1 protein-coding gene and 1 CRISPR repeat array (1 of these 2 only partly in view) are annotated in these 19,207 nt (G+C 65.9%); the gene reads right to left on the minus strand.

Annotation, left to right across the window (positions count from 1 at the left end):
* Positions 1-18,671: a CRISPR direct-repeat array (repeat unit 36 nt; unit sequence GTGCTCAACGCCTTCCGGCATCACGGCGAGCGGGAC); it begins 928 nt to the left of the window's first position.
* A 241-nt stretch (positions 18,672-18,912) separates the two neighbouring features.
* Positions 18,913-19,206 (minus strand): CRISPR-associated endonuclease Cas2, encoded by a 294-nt coding sequence (gene cas2 / locus KY501_RS24870; protein WP_224365802.1) that lies wholly within the window; start codon positions 19,204-19,206, stop codon positions 18,913-18,915.
* Position 19,207: the final 1 nt, after the last annotated feature.

Below are 19,207 nucleotides of genomic sequence, written 5' to 3' on the forward strand. Positions count from 1 at the left end.
ACTGCCGGGCATGTGCTCAACGCCTTCCGGCATCACGGCGAGGGGGACTTCGCGCCGCCGGAGCGTCACCACCATCGTGTCCAAGTGCTCAACGCCTTCCGGCATCACGGCGAGGGGGACATGGACATGTCATCGACCCTGGGGGTCGCATGCCGGTGCTCAACGCCTTCCGGCATCACGGCGAGGGGGACCCCGCGCTCAAGTCCAGAACGGCCCGCCCTGCTCGGTGCTCAACGCCTTCCGGCATCACGGCGAGGGGGACTAGGATGCGAAAGGCCATAGGCTTCCCTACTGTCGTGCTCAACGCCTTCCGGCATCACGGCGAGTGGGGACGACCCGTCATTGACCGAAAAAGCAAGGCAGGCTCGGGTGCTCAACGCCTTCCGGCATCACGGCGAGGGGGACAAGCGCGGCAACGTGAAGCCCTTCGACGGTGGACGCCTGTGCTCAACGCCTTCCGGCATCACGGCGAGGGGGACCTCCGCCTCTCCGTAGGCGATAGAATCGTCCATCCGCTGTGCTCAACGCCTTCCGGCATCACGGCGAGGGGGACGTGGCTGGAGCGCTGGCGGGCCAATCTCTGCCGCCCGTGCTCAACGCCTTCCGGCATCACGGCGAGGGGGACGGTGCTCGGCATGGTGGTGCTAATCATCGGCCTGTCCGGTGCTCAACGCCTTCCGGCATCACGGCGAGCGGGACCTGGTCATTCGAGATCAGGATACCAAGCAGGTTCTGTGCTCAACGCCTTCCGGCATCACGGCGAGCGGGACGGTGGTTTTTCGCTCGGAGAGGACGAGAGCGCCGGTGCTCAACGCCTTCCGGCATCACGGCGAGCGGGACTGCGCGGCGAGCTGGCGATCTATGGCGTGGAGTAGTGCTCAACGCCTTCCGGCATCACGGCGAGCGGGACCCCAGCGCGGACATCGGCAGGTAGCCGACGAGGAAAGTGCTCAACGCCTTCCGGCATCACGGCGAGCGGGACAGGCGTGGCTCTCGAAAGCGCGGGCGTTGGGCTGTGCTCAACGCCTTCCGGCATCACGGCGAGCGGGACTGTCCGGTGGTCGTCCCAAGTGGTGAAGCGGGGGGGTGCTCAACGCCTTCCGGCATCACGGCGAGCGGGACCTTGGGAACCAGGGTAGTGCTCGCCTACAAGGAGTCGTGCTCAACGCCTTCCGGCATCACGGCGAGCGGGACCGGAGGTGTGGCTGTTGTTCGCGTGGTGAAAGTCGTGCTCAACGCCTTCCGGCATCACGGCGAGCGGGACTGAAGAGGTTCGCGCAGACGCTCGCCGAGGTGCGCGTGCTCAACGCCTTCCGGCATCACGGCGAGCGGGACGGTGAGCGAGGAACAGGACGCGGCTCCCCTTCGCGTGCTCAACGCCTTCCGGCATCACGGCGAGCGGGACTCTCTCGATATTCGCCACAGCTCAACCTCTCCGCAAGTGCTCAACGCCTTCCGGCATCACGGCGAGCGGGACCATCTCCCTCCACCTTCAGCTCGCCCACCTGCTTCGTGCTCAACGCCTTCCGGCATCACGGCGAGCGGGACCCAGTGAAGGCGATGCCGTCCCCGCCCACGTCCACCTGTGCTCAACGCCTTCCGGCATCACGGCGAGCGGGACTCCCTCACCAGCTTCGGTTGCCGCTCATCCCGGCACGGTGCTCAACGCCTTCCGGCATCACGGCGAGCGGGACATGCGCGCCCTCCTCTCTGGGGGCGAGGTGTACCACGTGCTCAACGCCTTCCGGCATCACGGCGAGCGGGACCGCCCCGCCCAAGGTCGGCCCGCCCAAGGGACTGTGTGCTCAACGCCTTCCGGCATCACGGCGAGCGGGACTTGGGCACGCGAGCCTTGCTGGGCTCCAGTCCTAGTGCTCAACGCCTTCCGGCATCACGGCGAGCGGGACGAGGCCAGTCGGCAGCACGAACTCGACATCGACCAGTGCTCAACGCCTTCCGGCATCACGGCGAGCGGGACCTGTACGAGGCTCGCCCGTGACGTTCAGCTTCACGTGCTCAACGCCTTCCGGCATCACGGCGAGCGGGACTCGAACGGAGTTCGGGCCGGCAGGATGGGTGCCGTGCTCAACGCCTTCCGGCATCACGGCGAGCGGGACCAGAGCTGTCGGCCGTAGAGGACGGAGCCCACGGGTGCTCAACGCCTTCCGGCATCACGGCGAGCGGGACCGTCGGTTCCGGGCAGGCTCTGTGTGAGCCAACTGTGCTCAACGCCTTCCGGCATCACGGCGAGCGGGACCTCCCCCGACTGATCCGGTGGAGCCGTCCAAGTGGTGCTCAACGCCTTCCGGCATCACGGCGAGCGGGACTACACCGTGTTCGTGTTGTACCCGGAGTCGACTGCCAGGTGCTCAACGCCTTCCGGCATCACGGCGAGCGGGACCAAGCGGGGCACGCTCGCCCAGCTCGAAGCGCACGGGTGCTCAACGCCTTCCGGCATCACGGCGAGCGGGACCGGGCCTGCGCCGGGGCTACACGGCCGGGAGCTTCTCGTGCTCAACGCCTTCCGGCATCACGGCGAGCGGGACATGACCACGTCCTCGATCATGCAGTTGTTCATGAAGTGCTCAACGCCTTCCGGCATCACGGCGAGCGGGACCGCTCGCAGCGCGCGCACCATGGGCGGCACCTCTCGTGCTCAACGCCTTCCGGCATCACGGCGAGCGGGACGGGAACGTTCACGGTCATGATCCTCTCCAAGAGGCGCTTGTGCTCAACGCCTTCCGGCATCACGGCGAGCGGGACAAGGGCGGCAAGGAGCGGATCTTGCCCGCGATCGTGCTCAACGCCTTCCGGCATCACGGCGAGCGGGACGTTGCGCAAGTCGAGGGAGAACGCGAACCTGTCCGAGTGCTCAACGCCTTCCGGCATCACGGCGAGCGGGACCGAGCTCGTGGATCGGCGGGCACTGGGACTGGAGGTGCTCAACGCCTTCCGGCATCACGGCGAGCGGGACCGGCCGTGGGCGAGGAGGAAGAGATTCTCGCGCTCGGTGCTCAACGCCTTCCGGCATCACGGCGAGCGGGACTACAGCTTGCCCTGGGCCACGAGGGTGCGGAGCGGTGCTCAACGCCTTCCGGCATCACGGCGAGCGGGACAATCCGCGTGCTTCGGCTCGAGGCCTATCAGGAGGGTGCTCAACGCCTTCCGGCATCACGGCGAGCGGGACTCCGGAGTCAGTGAGAGTCACGCGCGAACCTCTGGTGCTCAACGCCTTCCGGCATCACGGCGAGCGGGACGGGAACGTTCACGGTCATGATCCTCTCCAAGAGGCGCTTGTGCTCAACGCCTTCCGGCATCACGGCGAGCGGGACAAGGGCGGCAAGGAGCGGATCTTGCCCGCGATCGTGCTCAACGCCTTCCGGCATCACGGCGAGCGGGACGTTGCGCAAGTCGAGGGAGAACGCGAACCTGTCCGAGTGCTCAACGCCTTCCGGCATCACGGCGAGCGGGACCGAGCTCGTGGATCGGCGGGCACTGGGACTGGAGGTGCTCAACGCCTTCCGGCATCACGGCGAGCGGGACCGGCCGTGGGCGAGGAGGAAGAGATTCTCGCGCTCGGTGCTCAACGCCTTCCGGCATCACGGCGAGCGGGACTACAGCTTGCCCTGGGCCACGAGGGTGCGGAGCGGTGCTCAACGCCTTCCGGCATCACGGCGAGCGGGACAATCCGCGTGCTTCGGCTCGAGGCCTATCAGGAGGGTGCTCAACGCCTTCCGGCATCACGGCGAGCGGGACTCCGGAGTCAGTGAGAGTCACGCGCGAACCTCTGGTGCTCAACGCCTTCCGGCATCACGGCGAGCGGGACTGGCCGTGCCCGCATCATTCAACAGTGGAGGGAGGTGCTCAACGCCTTCCGGCATCACGGCGAGCGGGACGAGTGCGGCTGACGAGGGACTCGATGACGCGGACATGTGCTCAACGCCTTCCGGCATCACGGCGAGCGGGACCTCCCCCCTGGGCGTACTTCATCACCTTGCCCACTTGTGCTCAACGCCTTCCGGCATCACGGCGAGCGGGACCGTCGTCCGCGTGCTCTTGCCTCGGAGCCTCATGAGGTGCTCAACGCCTTCCGGCATCACGGCGAGCGGGACAAGTTGCTCCCGCTCCTCCATCCGTGCCCGCATCTATAGTGCTCAACGCCTTCCGGCATCACGGCGAGCGGGACAGCTCCCTTTCGCGTTGCCCGACGTACCGGGAGAGTGCTCAACGCCTTCCGGCATCACGGCGAGCGGGACTAGGGGGTACGGCTTGAGTCGAGACGAGCCAGTGATGGTGCTCAACGCCTTCCGGCATCACGGCGAGCGGGACTGAAACTCGTGGTCGGCCTCCACTCCCTGGCTTAGTGCTCAACGCCTTCCGGCATCACGGCGAGCGGGACTGCGAAGCGAGGGAGTGTCCCGGGTAGACGGTCAGGTGCTCAACGCCTTCCGGCATCACGGCGAGCGGGACCACGGCGGATGCGGCCTGCATGCGCGGAACGAAAGCCGGTGCTCAACGCCTTCCGGCATCACGGCGAGCGGGACCGAGCCGACCGCGCTCGTGATCGCCACGCCGTCGATGTGCTCAACGCCTTCCGGCATCACGGCGAGCGGGACTCGGGAAGGCAGAGGCCAGTCACGAAATCCAGGCTGTGCTCAACGCCTTCCGGCATCACGGCGAGCGGGACTCTGGGTTGGGCGCTCGCCTCAACGCTGCCACAGACGTGCTCAACGCCTTCCGGCATCACGGCGAGCGGGACTTTCCTGGGCGCTGAACCTGGGCTCGCTGCTCCAGTGCTCAACGCCTTCCGGCATCACGGCGAGCGGGACGGTGGAGCGCATCCTCAAGATGTACCGGCGCCCCATGGCGTGCTCAACGCCTTCCGGCATCACGGCGAGCGGGACACAGAGGCGTTCCCTGCGCCGGAGCGTACCCGTTGGGTGCTCAACGCCTTCCGGCATCACGGCGAGCGGGACATACCCCAGCGGATAGCTCGGTGGGTTCCTACCTCATGTGCTCAACGCCTTCCGGCATCACGGCGAGCGGGACTTGTCACAGTGACGTTCAACCCGTACCAGGAGGTAAGTGCTCAACGCCTTCCGGCATCACGGCGAGCGGGACTTGGAGGTGTAGATGCCATGGCGGCCATCCCCAGGTGCTCAACGCCTTCCGGCATCACGGCGAGCGGGACGGTGAACTCCAACGTCTCTACCTGCTCGGTGAGGGCGTGCTCAACGCCTTCCGGCATCACGGCGAGCGGGACCAGGGCGCCCTGGCCCAGTACAACCAGATGGGCGTGGTGCTCAACGCCTTCCGGCATCACGGCGAGCGGGACCGCGCTGGTCCTGGGCGTGAAGGCGATGTTCTCCAAGTGCTCAACGCCTTCCGGCATCACGGCGAGCGGGACCAACGGCGTCATCCCCTGGGAGGAGCCTGCGCCCACGTGCTCAACGCCTTCCGGCATCACGGCGAGCGGGACCGGGGCCTGACCTGTTTCGGCAGTACCGGAATGCGAGAGTGCTCAACGCCTTCCGGCATCACGGCGAGCGGGACCCACGAGCTGGCGATCGTCTGCCATGACGAGGCCCTTGTGCTCAACGCCTTCCGGCATCACGGCGAGCGGGACCAACGCCACCAAGTCGTCCAACTCGAAGGTGGCCCGTGCTCAACGCCTTCCGGCATCACGGCGAGCGGGACCGATGCAGGGTGGCGAAGTCCACCTTGCTGTAGGGGTGCTCAACGCCTTCCGGCATCACGGCGAGCGGGACCGAGCCACTCGGTGCTGTAGCGGGCCATCTCCAAGTGCTCAACGCCTTCCGGCATCACGGCGAGCGGGACTGAGCCGGTAGGCCCACAGCAATGGGTAGATTGTCGTGCTCAACGCCTTCCGGCATCACGGCGAGCGGGACCGTCTGAACCTCTGGCTTTTGAGAAGGAACATTTCGGTGCTCAACGCCTTCCGGCATCACGGCGAGCGGGACGATTGCCGTCTTAGTCAGCTTCTCCAGGTCTGCCGGTGCTCAACGCCTTCCGGCATCACGGCGAGCGGGACCGCGACCGTGAGTGATCGAGTAGCTGAGCTGAGCGTGCTCAACGCCTTCCGGCATCACGGCGAGCGGGACCTTCAGCGGCCGCGCCTGCCCGTCGAATGGCCCCTTCGGGTGCTCAACGCCTTCCGGCATCACGGCGAGCGGGACTGACGGGGAGCGACGCCACGTTCCAACAGGGGGAGCGGTGCTCAACGCCTTCCGGCATCACGGCGAGCGGGACGTTCACGCTGCGGCGGCAGCGGCGGCATCCACCGGTGCTCAACGCCTTCCGGCATCACGGCGAGCGGGACGGTGGGGGAGGAGAAAAAGCCTGTGGCTTCGATGTGCTCAACGCCTTCCGGCATCACGGCGAGCGGGACGAAGAGGGGAAACAGCATGAAGACACAGAACGTCGTGCTCAACGCCTTCCGGCATCACGGCGAGCGGGACGGGAGACGGGGCGTTGGGCCTCGGTGATTGGTCGGTGCTCAACGCCTTCCGGCATCACGGCGAGCGGGACCATGAACCCCTGGACGGCCTCCTCGTAGGCGCCATTGTGCTCAACGCCTTCCGGCATCACGGCGAGCGGGACAAACGAATCCACTGGTCATCAGGACCGGAATACAGTGCTCAACGCCTTCCGGCATCACGGCGAGCGGGACCAATCGCATCCGCAGCAACTCCAGGGTCACGGGTGCTCAACGCCTTCCGGCATCACGGCGAGCGGGACCGGGAGATGAGCACCCGAGCCAGCGGCCGCCCGTTGTGCTCAACGCCTTCCGGCATCACGGCGAGCGGGACGGTTCTATTCTGTGCCTGCGCTTCCGGTGGGAGTTGTGCTCAACGCCTTCCGGCATCACGGCGAGCGGGACTGGCGTGGTGCAGAACCTCCAGGCCCCAGAAGCGGTGCTCAACGCCTTCCGGCATCACGGCGAGCGGGACCTCCACTGGTAGTGTTTATCGAAGTTGACGTTCCGGTGCTCAACGCCTTCCGGCATCACGGCGAGCGGGACTACCGATGGCCATGGCCAAAGCTTCGCGGACAGGTGCTCAACGCCTTCCGGCATCACGGCGAGCGGGACGTGAAACCACCAATTGCATCCTTTGAACGAGCCACTGGTGCTCAACGCCTTCCGGCATCACGGCGAGCGGGACCATCTACGTGTCGGCGAGCTACCGCCCGGCCGCCTGTGCTCAACGCCTTCCGGCATCACGGCGAGCGGGACGGGACGTGGTGATGCTCGCCGAGGGTTGGCACCTGCGTGCTCAACGCCTTCCGGCATCACGGCGAGCGGGACGAAGTACGGCATCCCTCTTGGCGCCGCCCGCCACCAGGTGCTCAACGCCTTCCGGCATCACGGCGAGCGGGACCCACCGAGAGGGCCACGGGAGTGGATGGAGACTTGTGCTCAACGCCTTCCGGCATCACGGCGAGCGGGACCACGGGGAGGAACGACTGGACGGGCGTGGTGAAGTGCTCAACGCCTTCCGGCATCACGGCGAGCGGGACTGGTCGTGGAACTGGCAAGGTCATCTACATGCAGTAGTGCTCAACGCCTTCCGGCATCACGGCGAGCGGGACTGTCTCCCCTGTGCGCCAGGTAGCCTCCAGCTCAGGTGCTCAACGCCTTCCGGCATCACGGCGAGCGGGACCACCTTGCCCCCATAGCTCCCACTGGACGCCTTTAATGTGCTCAACGCCTTCCGGCATCACGGCGAGCGGGACCAGAACAACCGGCAGGGCAATGGCAACCGCCAGAAGTGCTCAACGCCTTCCGGCATCACGGCGAGCGGGACTTTTGACTGGCGCGAAAATCCGGGAGTCGCTCGGTGCTCAACGCCTTCCGGCATCACGGCGAGCGGGACTGAGCGAGGACGAGCGGGGCAGGTTCGCCAAGTCGTGCTCAACGCCTTCCGGCATCACGGCGAGCGGGACCCCACCCGGTGGCCAGAGTTGAAGGCTTCGATCGTGCTCAACGCCTTCCGGCATCACGGCGAGCGGGACAAGGCAAGCATATACTGGCGCTCGATGCGAAGTGTTGGTGCTCAACGCCTTCCGGCATCACGGCGAGCGGGACTCGTGAAGGCGACGACGGCCCAGGCGATGCAGCGTGCTCAACGCCTTCCGGCATCACGGCGAGCGGGACCTTCGCCGTCGCGGATGAGGCCCGCCTCCGCTAGTGCTCAACGCCTTCCGGCATCACGGCGAGCGGGACCTGGGAGAGCTCGGCCAACTCGGAGCCGTGTACCAGGTGCTCAACGCCTTCCGGCATCACGGCGAGCGGGACTGAGGCGTCGCAGGTAGGCGCTCGCCATCTCGTGTGCTCAACGCCTTCCGGCATCACGGCGAGCGGGACCAGACGGAATACAGAAGGCTTCGCACAACCTCTGGGTGCTCAACGCCTTCCGGCATCACGGCGAGCGGGACCTTCCGTTTCGGCATGTTCGGCAGGAAGAGCCGGTGCTCAACGCCTTCCGGCATCACGGCGAGCGGGACAGAGGCAGTGGAAGGTTGATGGGGGCGCAGTCCAGTGCTCAACGCCTTCCGGCATCACGGCGAGCGGGACTTCAGCGGGTTACCCGCATTGAGCTCATCCACGTAGTGTGCTCAACGCCTTCCGGCATCACGGCGAGCGGGACCCTGGAGCAAGCCGGTCGATTTCCTCCAACGCCTGCTGGTGCTCAACGCCTTCCGGCATCACGGCGAGCGGGACCGAAGAATCCGGGCAACGGTGTAGTCCACCAGCACCCGTGCTCAACGCCTTCCGGCATCACGGCGAGCGGGACACGACCGGCGGTGCCTCCAGCGTCGACGGGAGAGGTGCTCAACGCCTTCCGGCATCACGGCGAGCGGGACAAGATGTTCTTGATCACACGGTCCCACCCACCGCGTGCGTGCTCAACGCCTTCCGGCATCACGGCGAGCGGGACCGCCGCAATGAGGGCTTGCTGCACCTCGGGGTGATGTGCTCAACGCCTTCCGGCATCACGGCGAGCGGGACCGGCAGCAGCTTGCCCACCGAGTCCGCGAGCGCCTGGTGCTCAACGCCTTCCGGCATCACGGCGAGCGGGACATCATCGTCCCGGTGCAGAAGGGCCCGGCCATGAGGTGCTCAACGCCTTCCGGCATCACGGCGAGCGGGACTCTCCATCCCGGCCAGTGGTGCTCGGAGGGAAGAGAGGTGCTCAACGCCTTCCGGCATCACGGCGAGCGGGACTCAACGTGGCGGATCATCGGCGCCAAGTGTCGGGGCGCGTGCTCAACGCCTTCCGGCATCACGGCGAGCGGGACCGCACATGGTGGCTGCCAGTCTGAGGCCCAGCGCGTGCTCAACGCCTTCCGGCATCACGGCGAGCGGGACTGCTTGCCCTCGGCGCCAGCAGCCACCTCGGCCTGTGCTCAACGCCTTCCGGCATCACGGCGAGCGGGACTACATGGGTGCTCCACGAGTGGCGCTGGGAGGAGTGCTCAACGCCTTCCGGCATCACGGCGAGCGGGACCACGGTCGCTGGCTGGATCAACCAGTTCCCCGCGGGGTGCTCAACGCCTTCCGGCATCACGGCGAGCGGGACTACTCTTGCACCGTGGGGTCCGGCAGCGGCTCATGGTGCTCAACGCCTTCCGGCATCACGGCGAGCGGGACTCGCCGCCGTTGATGAAAGTAATATACGCAGGTGGTGCTCAACGCCTTCCGGCATCACGGCGAGCGGGACGACGCCGAGCAGCTTGCCATTCACCACCACCACCAGTGCTCAACGCCTTCCGGCATCACGGCGAGCGGGACTGAGGAGATCCTGAAAAGGTGTGTCACCCGGCACAACCGTGCTCAACGCCTTCCGGCATCACGGCGAGCGGGACAACCTCCGTTTCTCGGGGGTGGCGACTTCGCTCGGTGCTCAACGCCTTCCGGCATCACGGCGAGCGGGACAGGGGGTACGGCTTGAGTCGAGACGAGCCAGTGATGGTGCTCAACGCCTTCCGGCATCACGGCGAGCGGGACTGTGGAATTCCATCCACGGCAAGAACCCATCTCGTGGTGCTCAACGCCTTCCGGCATCACGGCGAGCGGGACTACGAGTACGCCAAGGCGGATGACTTCCAGCTGCGGTGCTCAACGCCTTCCGGCATCACGGCGAGCGGGACACGGGGTAGGACTCATCCTCAACCCTCGCGGCTCGGAGTGCTCAACGCCTTCCGGCATCACGGCGAGCGGGACCCTTCGGCGGGAGGTGCTGGTTCCGGGCGATCCACTTGTGCTCAACGCCTTCCGGCATCACGGCGAGCGGGACGAAGCTGAGCCTCAAGCAATGCGATCGCCTTGCTGTGCTCAACGCCTTCCGGCATCACGGCGAGCGGGACTTCAATCTGCCCTGAGTCACAGACAACAAGTTTGTGCTCAACGCCTTCCGGCATCACGGCGAGCGGGACCCACTGCCACCTCGGCTTCCGGCAGCATCTCCACGAGTGCTCAACGCCTTCCGGCATCACGGCGAGCGGGACTGCGGTTGAAGGACGGGAGCGCGACTGCGATGTTGTGCTCAACGCCTTCCGGCATCACGGCGAGCGGGACAGGTCAAGGAACTCGTACGCCGTGCCGCAAAGGTTTCTGTGCTCAACGCCTTCCGGCATCACGGCGAGCGGGACCAGCGCCATCAACCGAATCCAGGGAACCCCGTGGCGGTGCTCAACGCCTTCCGGCATCACGGCGAGCGGGACGTTCATCAGAACGTTTGACATACGCCCGATAGATACGTGCTCAACGCCTTCCGGCATCACGGCGAGCGGGACAGGAAATGCCCGAGTATTTTAATTGGGTCGCTGCAGTGCTCAACGCCTTCCGGCATCACGGCGAGCGGGACACACGCTGCTGACCCTGCGCGAGTTCAAGCCCGGGGAGTGCTCAACGCCTTCCGGCATCACGGCGAGCGGGACGGGCGACACCGTGCGGCGGGTGCTGGTAGTCCGGTGCTCAACGCCTTCCGGCATCACGGCGAGCGGGACCTCGACGATCCTGTTGGTGTCCCCAATGATTGTGTGCTCAACGCCTTCCGGCATCACGGCGAGCGGGACCGCCGCCACGTCATGGACTGAGGCAGCCATTTCGGGTGCTCAACGCCTTCCGGCATCACGGCGAGCGGGACCAAACTCCGCTCCCGTGTCGTCATCCCCGGTATCGTGTGCTCAACGCCTTCCGGCATCACGGCGAGCGGGACCTTCCGCATAGATGCGGGCGACTTCGTCACACTCAGGTGCTCAACGCCTTCCGGCATCACGGCGAGCGGGACTGCTTGAACTGGGCTGCCTCCGCGCGCGCCGTATCGTGCTCAACGCCTTCCGGCATCACGGCGAGCGGGACTGGCGAGGAGTCCTGGTTAGACGATCACGATGGCCTGTGCTCAACGCCTTCCGGCATCACGGCGAGCGGGACCGACATCTGGAACGTCCACGATGTTCGATGCTCCAGCGGTGCTCAACGCCTTCCGGCATCACGGCGAGCGGGACTAATGGACCCCCGGTCAATTGGGTCTTGATATTGTGCTCAACGCCTTCCGGCATCACGGCGAGCGGGACGGCATCCGCAGCGGCATGGGCTACGTGGGCTGCGCCGTGCTCAACGCCTTCCGGCATCACGGCGAGCGGGACCGCGGGCCGCGCGCATAACTCCCGCGAGCAACCGACCAAGTGCTCAACGCCTTCCGGCATCACGGCGAGCGGGACCGCAGCACCTTGTCGAGTTCCGCCGACGCCTTTCGTGCTCAACGCCTTCCGGCATCACGGCGAGCGGGACCGAATCGACCGTCGGTGATCACGGCGAGAGGGTGCCCGCGTGCTCAACGCCTTCCGGCATCACGGCGAGCGGGACATCATGTTCACGGGCGTTATCGCGGGCGCGATGCAGTGCTCAACGCCTTCCGGCATCACGGCGAGCGGGACTTCTGTCGCATGGCCGCTGTCATGTTGAACCAGACAGGTGCTCAACGCCTTCCGGCATCACGGCGAGCGGGACCTGCCGACTGGTGCAAGGTCGGCATGCAGGGATAGTGCTCAACGCCTTCCGGCATCACGGCGAGCGGGACGAACCGATCTCAAGACGTGCGAGATCTGTTTGCGAGTGCTCAACGCCTTCCGGCATCACGGCGAGCGGGACCTTCACCACCACGTCGATCACCGATGACGATCGGTGCTCAACGCCTTCCGGCATCACGGCGAGCGGGACCAGCGGAGCCAGCTCTTCTGCGAGGAGCCGCGCGAGTGCTCAACGCCTTCCGGCATCACGGCGAGCGGGACCGCACTGCTCCCCCTCGCTGTCTCCATGCGAGGGCGGTGCTCAACGCCTTCCGGCATCACGGCGAGCGGGACGACCGGAGTCCGTCCGGGTGGAGGAGCGCGAGTTTTCGGTGCTCAACGCCTTCCGGCATCACGGCGAGCGGGACATCGGCCGGTGACCTGATCTTCCCACTGTCCTCAGGTGCTCAACGCCTTCCGGCATCACGGCGAGCGGGACGGGGACTCCTGGAATACCTCCCGTGCCCACCAGGTGCTCAACGCCTTCCGGCATCACGGCGAGCGGGACCAGCAACGCCCGCCACAGGGCGCGCTCGTATTGGGGTGCTCAACGCCTTCCGGCATCACGGCGAGCGGGACATGCGGGCCGACATGGGGTACCAGGCGGCCTCAACGTGCTCAACGCCTTCCGGCATCACGGCGAGCGGGACGACCACCACCCCCGTACTCCTCCCAGGGAGGGTCCATGTGCTCAACGCCTTCCGGCATCACGGCGAGCGGGACTCGTTCAGCAGGTGGGCAAGGTCGGATTCAACGGGTGCTCAACGCCTTCCGGCATCACGGCGAGCGGGACCCTACGAACCCGAACGCGAGCACCTTGTCACCCTTGAAGTGCTCAACGCCTTCCGGCATCACGGCGAGCGGGACTAGAGAGGGCTGGGGGGGCTACATGCGACGCGAGGAGTGCTCAACGCCTTCCGGCATCACGGCGAGCGGGACCCCAGCTTCGCGGTTTTGGCATCAGCCAGTCCAAGGTGCTCAACGCCTTCCGGCATCACGGCGAGCGGGACCATGCACGTCGCCTCGCTCACTTCCTCTGCTGTCGTGTGCTCAACGCCTTCCGGCATCACGGCGAGCGGGACGCAAGCCCATGTTCGACGAGAAGGATTTCAATCTGTGCTCAACGCCTTCCGGCATCACGGCGAGCGGGACGGTACAGGGCGGCGAAGGCAATAAGGTAGCGTGAGGAGTGCTCAACGCCTTCCGGCATCACGGCGAGCGGGACCGCGGTGAGCGACGACAACGCCAGCCGGGTGGGCCCGTGCTCAACGCCTTCCGGCATCACGGCGAGCGGGACACTCCAGTAGGCACCTACCCGGACGGCACCGGTTACTAGTGCTCAACGCCTTCCGGCATCACGGCGAGCGGGACCAGACAGGGAATCACTGATGTTGATGTCATCAGGTGCTCAACGCCTTCCGGCATCACGGCGAGCGGGACGGGAGAGGTGAAGGGCCCCTTCGGTGCCGTGGATCTGTGCTCAACGCCTTCCGGCATCACGGCGAGCGGGACGCTGCCAGCCAGTGCGTGGGACGCACACGCTCGAGGTGCTCAACGCCTTCCGGCATCACGGCGAGCGGGACCTTGGTTGTGTTGGTGCATTGGTTTGACATGGCAACGGTGCTCAACGCCTTCCGGCATCACGGCGAGCGGGACTCGCCTGGCGAGGGTCGAAGTCAGCCACCTTCACCGTGCTCAACGCCTTCCGGCATCACGGCGAGCGGGACCCAGGGCTCCTACGAGAAACCTGTATGCGCGCTCATTGTGCTCAACGCCTTCCGGCATCACGGCGAGCGGGACAGTCGAGCACGAACTGCTCACGGACCTTCGCGTGTGCTCAACGCCTTCCGGCATCACGGCGAGCGGGACTTCCTCGCCCATGAACGCTTCCTTCGCGACCTCGAAGTGCTCAACGCCTTCCGGCATCACGGCGAGCGGGACTGCTACCCGATCTTTCGATACAATATGGAATACCCGTGCTCAACGCCTTCCGGCATCACGGCGAGCGGGACCTCGCCTGAGAGGATGGAGATCGTCGCGGCGGCCTCGTGCTCAACGCCTTCCGGCATCACGGCGAGCGGGACAACTCGGGGTGGGGGAGATCCCGCCTCGAGACATGGGTGCTCAACGCCTTCCGGCATCACGGCGAGCGGGACAACTACCACAGCATCATCGCGAACCTGCACCGTGTGCTCAACGCCTTCCGGCATCACGGCGAGCGGGACGGGGTGGGGTCTGAAAGGGCGATCTCGGCGCATTGTGCTCAACGCCTTCCGGCATCACGGCGAGCGGGACCAGGTCGATCCCGGTGTAGCGCCGACCGAGCTGGTGCTCAACGCCTTCCGGCATCACGGCGAGCGGGACCGGCGATCTCCACGCTCTGGAAAAAGGGCCTGGGAAGGTGCTCAACGCCTTCCGGCATCACGGCGAGCGGGACCTGTCTCCCCGCTCCTCCATGTGATCACGACACCGTGCTCAACGCCTTCCGGCATCACGGCGAGCGGGACATGCGAAGGGCTGATGGGCCACTGCACCACCACACCGTGCTCAACGCCTTCCGGCATCACGGCGAGCGGGACTGGTGAGTTCCTTCAGCCCGTCCACGTCCGCCTGTGCTCAACGCCTTCCGGCATCACGGCGAGCGGGACGCGACAGGTCGGTGAAGCTCAGCGACAAGTTCGCGTGCTCAACGCCTTCCGGCATCACGGCGAGCGGGACTACGGTGACACCGGATTGCAAGCTCAGATGTCCTTCATGTGCTCAACGCCTTCCGGCATCACGGCGAGCGGGACACCAACAGGTTCAATCGCGAGGCAACGGTCTCGAAGTGCTCAACGCCTTCCGGCATCACGGCGAGCGGGACCTCTCCACGGACAAGTAGACCGAGAAGCAGTCAAGTGCTCAACGCCTTCCGGCATCACGGCGAGCGGGACTGCCGAGAAGCCGGACCAGCATCCCGTTGCTGTGTGCTCAACGCCTTCCGGCATCACGGCGAGCGGGACCGTCCTCGTACCACTTCGTGGGGAAGCGGTACCGTGCTCAACGCCTTCCGGCATCACGGCGAGCGGGACCCCACCACGTGGCCGGCGCTGTCCAGGCGGAGTGCAGTGCTCAACGCCTTCCGGCATCACGGCGAGCGGGACAGCGAGCCACCGTTGACGTCCGTCAGTGTGAACGTGTGCTCAACGCCTTCCGGCATCACGGCGAGCGGGACCCACCTGGGTGACGTTCTACAGCGCCCAGGAGTTCGTGCTCAACGCCTTCCGGCATCACGGCGAGCGGGACATCAGCACGAACGCAACTTCGCCAAGCTGATCGCGTGCTCAACGCCTTCCGGCATCACGGCGAGCGGGACCCTCATGGCCCGGTTGAGCAGACGCCGAGCTGGCTGTGCTCAACGCCTTCCGGCATCACGGCGAGCGGGACGAAACGTCATCCGAGACAGCGTCACACAGGGGTAGTGCTCAACGCCTTCCGGCATCACGGCGAGCGGGACTCGACCAGTCGGCGTGTACCGACTGCGTCGCTCTCGTGCTCAACGCCTTCCGGCATCACGGCGAGCGGGACGAATGGTGAGCTCGGAGCCACCGTGGGCCTCTGCTCGTGCTCAACGCCTTCCGGCATCACGGCGAGCGGGACTAGAACATGACGTGTGCTCGATGTACCCATCCAGACTTGGTGCTCAACGCCTTCCGGCATCACGGCGAGCGGGACGGCGAGTTAGAGCCGTACGTCTCTTCCAGGTCCTTGTGCTCAACGCCTTCCGGCATCACGGCGAGCGGGACACTCTCCTTCGTCTGTGGATCACCGACGCACAAGAGTGCTCAACGCCTTCCGGCATCACGGCGAGCGGGACCAGGAGCGTTGGTGATCTTCGCGAGGACAGAGCCCGGTGCTCAACGCCTTCCGGCATCACGGCGAGCGGGACTAGGACACCCGCCGTCACCATCAACCGACCCCTTGAGTGCTCAACGCCTTCCGGCATCACGGCGAGCGGGACGAAAAGTGCCGATTGAGTATTTCTCGCAACAGGCTCCGTGCTCAACGCCTTCCGGCATCACGGCGAGCGGGACCTTCCCCACTCGGGATACTCCGAGTACCAAACCGGTGCTCAACGCCTTCCGGCATCACGGCGAGCGGGACGAAGGAGGCGGCGGAGACGTTCGCGCCACGCACCTGTGCTCAACGCCTTCCGGCATCACGGCGAGCGGGACAGGACAGCCTTTCAGGGCTTGAGCGGTGGATGGAGAAGTGCTCAACGCCTTCCGGCATCACGGCGAGCGGGACTGCTCTGCGTACACAGAGCGCCTGCGTTTTGCATCGTGCTCAACGCCTTCCGGCATCACGGCGAGCGGGACTATGCCTTGCCGTGCTGGGATGTGATCCAGAACTGTGCTCAACGCCTTCCGGCATCACGGCGAGCGGGACTACAAACTCACCTTGTGGGTGTTCCTCGACTGAAGGTGCTCAACGCCTTCCGGCATCACGGCGAGCGGGACACCTCACCATCACCGCCACCGCGCACGGGAAGACTGGGTGCTCAACGCCTTCCGGCATCACGGCGAGCGGGACTCAACGGGAGAGGAGCCTACCTACTGGCTGGAGGGTGCTCAACGCCTTCCGGCATCACGGCGAGCGGGACCAGGGGGCGAGGAGTCATAGCTTCACCTTGGGCTTGTGCTCAACGCCTTCCGGCATCACGGCGAGCGGGACCGTAGGTGGCTGCGGTTTCAATCTTCGAGTCTTTGTGCTCAACGCCTTCCGGCATCACGGCGAGCGGGACGCCGTCCGCCGCATTGCGCGCATTCTCCACTTCCTGTGCTCAACGCCTTCCGGCATCACGGCGAGCGGGACCCTTGCAGGACTCAACGCCCACAGCGGACGCGGGAGGTGCTCAACGCCTTCCGGCATCACGGCGAGCGGGACATGGCGGACACGTCTCGTTTCAGCGGGCGGATAGGTGCTCAACGCCTTCCGGCATCACGGCGAGCGGGACCAGCTTGCCTCCGTCTCGGATGGCAACCTGAAGAAGTGCTCAACGCCTTCCGGCATCACGGCGAGCGGGACCGGTGTCTCCTTGTGCGTCAGCGAGATTGCGTCGTGCTCAACGCCTTCCGGCATCACGGCGAGCGGGACTCCGAATGCCGTCGGACAAGACCGGCAAGCTCAAGAATCGTGCTCAACGCCTTCCGGCATCACGGCGAGCGGGACTGCACCATCTGCTGCTGCTGCGGCTGGGCGTACTGGTGCTCAACGCCTTCCGGCATCACGGCGAGCGGGACCGACGTTCGACGCAGTGCAGGCGTTCGGGAACGAGTGCTCAACGCCTTCCGGCATCACGGCGAGCGGGACGACCATTCAGCGTGGTTGGCAAGGAATGCGACAGGTGCTCAACGCCTTCCGGCATCACGGCGAGCGGGACTCCCACTGCTTCCGGTTCTTCTCCGGGGCAATGCTGAGTGCTCAACGCCTTCCGGCATCACGGCGAGCGGGACCTCCTCCTCGCTCTCGGGAGCCTCGCCCTCATCCGGCTGTGCTCAACGCCTTCCGGCATCACGGCGAGCGGGACCATGCCCGCTGCCGGAGGTTCCACGTCACCCGCGAGTGCTCAACGCCTTCCGGCATCACGGCGAGCGGGACAGTGGGCGCAGGAGAATCCGATCGAGCGCGGCCAGTAGTGCTCAACGCCTTCCGGCATCACGGCGAGCGGGACCCTGCCGCGCCTTGGGAAAGTTGCGCAGCAGCAGCCGGTGCTCAACGCCTTCCGGCATCACGGCGAGCGGGACGGCGCCTCCCTCTCGCTGGAGTACGTGACGGGCGTGTGCTCAACGCCTTCCGGCATCACGGCGAGCGGGACTTTGGGGTCCGGGGAGCCTGCCGAACCATGTAATGTGCTCAACGCCTTCCGGCATCACGGCGAGCGGGACAGGCCCAGATCATGCTTCAGTCTCTCCAGGAGTGGTGCTCAACGCCTTCCGGCATCACGGCGAGCGGGACTCTGGAGCGCGGTCTTGCGCACGATGGGCGCGTAGTGCTCAACGCCTTCCGGCATCACGGCGAGCGGGACCTCGACGCGGCCCCTGATCGCAAGCCCCAGTACGGGTGCTCAACGCCTTCCGGCATCACGGCGAGCGGGACGCGTCCCTCCCTCGGCGCGCGTCCTTGGGACCGGCGTGTGCTCAACGCCTTCCGGCATCACGGCGAGCGGGACATCAGAGATGGACGACTGGGGATCGAACCCCTTGGTGTGTGCTCAACGCCTTCCGGCATCACGGCGAGCGGGACGTGCTGGTGCCTGCGCAAAGAGTTCGCCGATCACGTGCTCAACGCCTTCCGGCATCACGGCGAGCGGGACAAGTCCCCAGGCAGCTCGATCTGGAAGCTGGGGGATCCGTGCTCAACGCCTTCCGGCATCACGGCGAGCGGGACCCCATCTGTTTCACGAAGACGGGGATCCCGGCGTACCGGGGTGCTCAACGCCTTCCGGCATCACGGCGAGCGGGACAGCGTGGAAAGTTCAGTCCGCGCCTTGCCTGGGGGTGCTCAACGCCTTCCGGCATCACGGCGAGCGGGACAGCCCGTGTCAAATCCCTCGTTATTCTGCGGACTTAGACCTCCACCTTTCATGAACCACATCGCGCCATCAGAGTTCATCCCAGTTGCACGGGCTGGCACCTCCCAACCCATCATCATCATTGAGGAACCTCCTTTCAAGCATCTATTCACGTGCCAAAGAACCCCAACCCCTCGACCTTCCATGCTTTTTTCCTTGATGGCGCCTGTCCCTGCTTCGCCATGCCTGGGTGCATGAATGCTTCATAGTACACGAAACGGCGCGGGATCCTCGGGCCACCCTTCCTTCGGGTTGATGGCCCTCACCCGCTCCACACAGCTGCCGCACAAGCCGAGGACCAGCAGCGTGTCTTCTTCGGCCATCACCTGGGCCAGTTCCCAGCGCAACTTCTCCCGATCCCGATCGTTCAACGAGCACCGAAACACCGACAACTGAAGCCGCTCCCCATACCCCCTCATGAGCTCGTACACCTTGCGCCACCGCTTCGGGTTGCGGATATCGTAGGTGAAGAGGTACCAACGTCTGGGCTCCGCCATG

Origin of the sequence: Hyalangium versicolor, assembly GCF_020103695.1 — a bacterium.
GTDB lineage: Bacteria > Myxococcota > Myxococcia > Myxococcales > Myxococcaceae > Hyalangium > Hyalangium versicolor.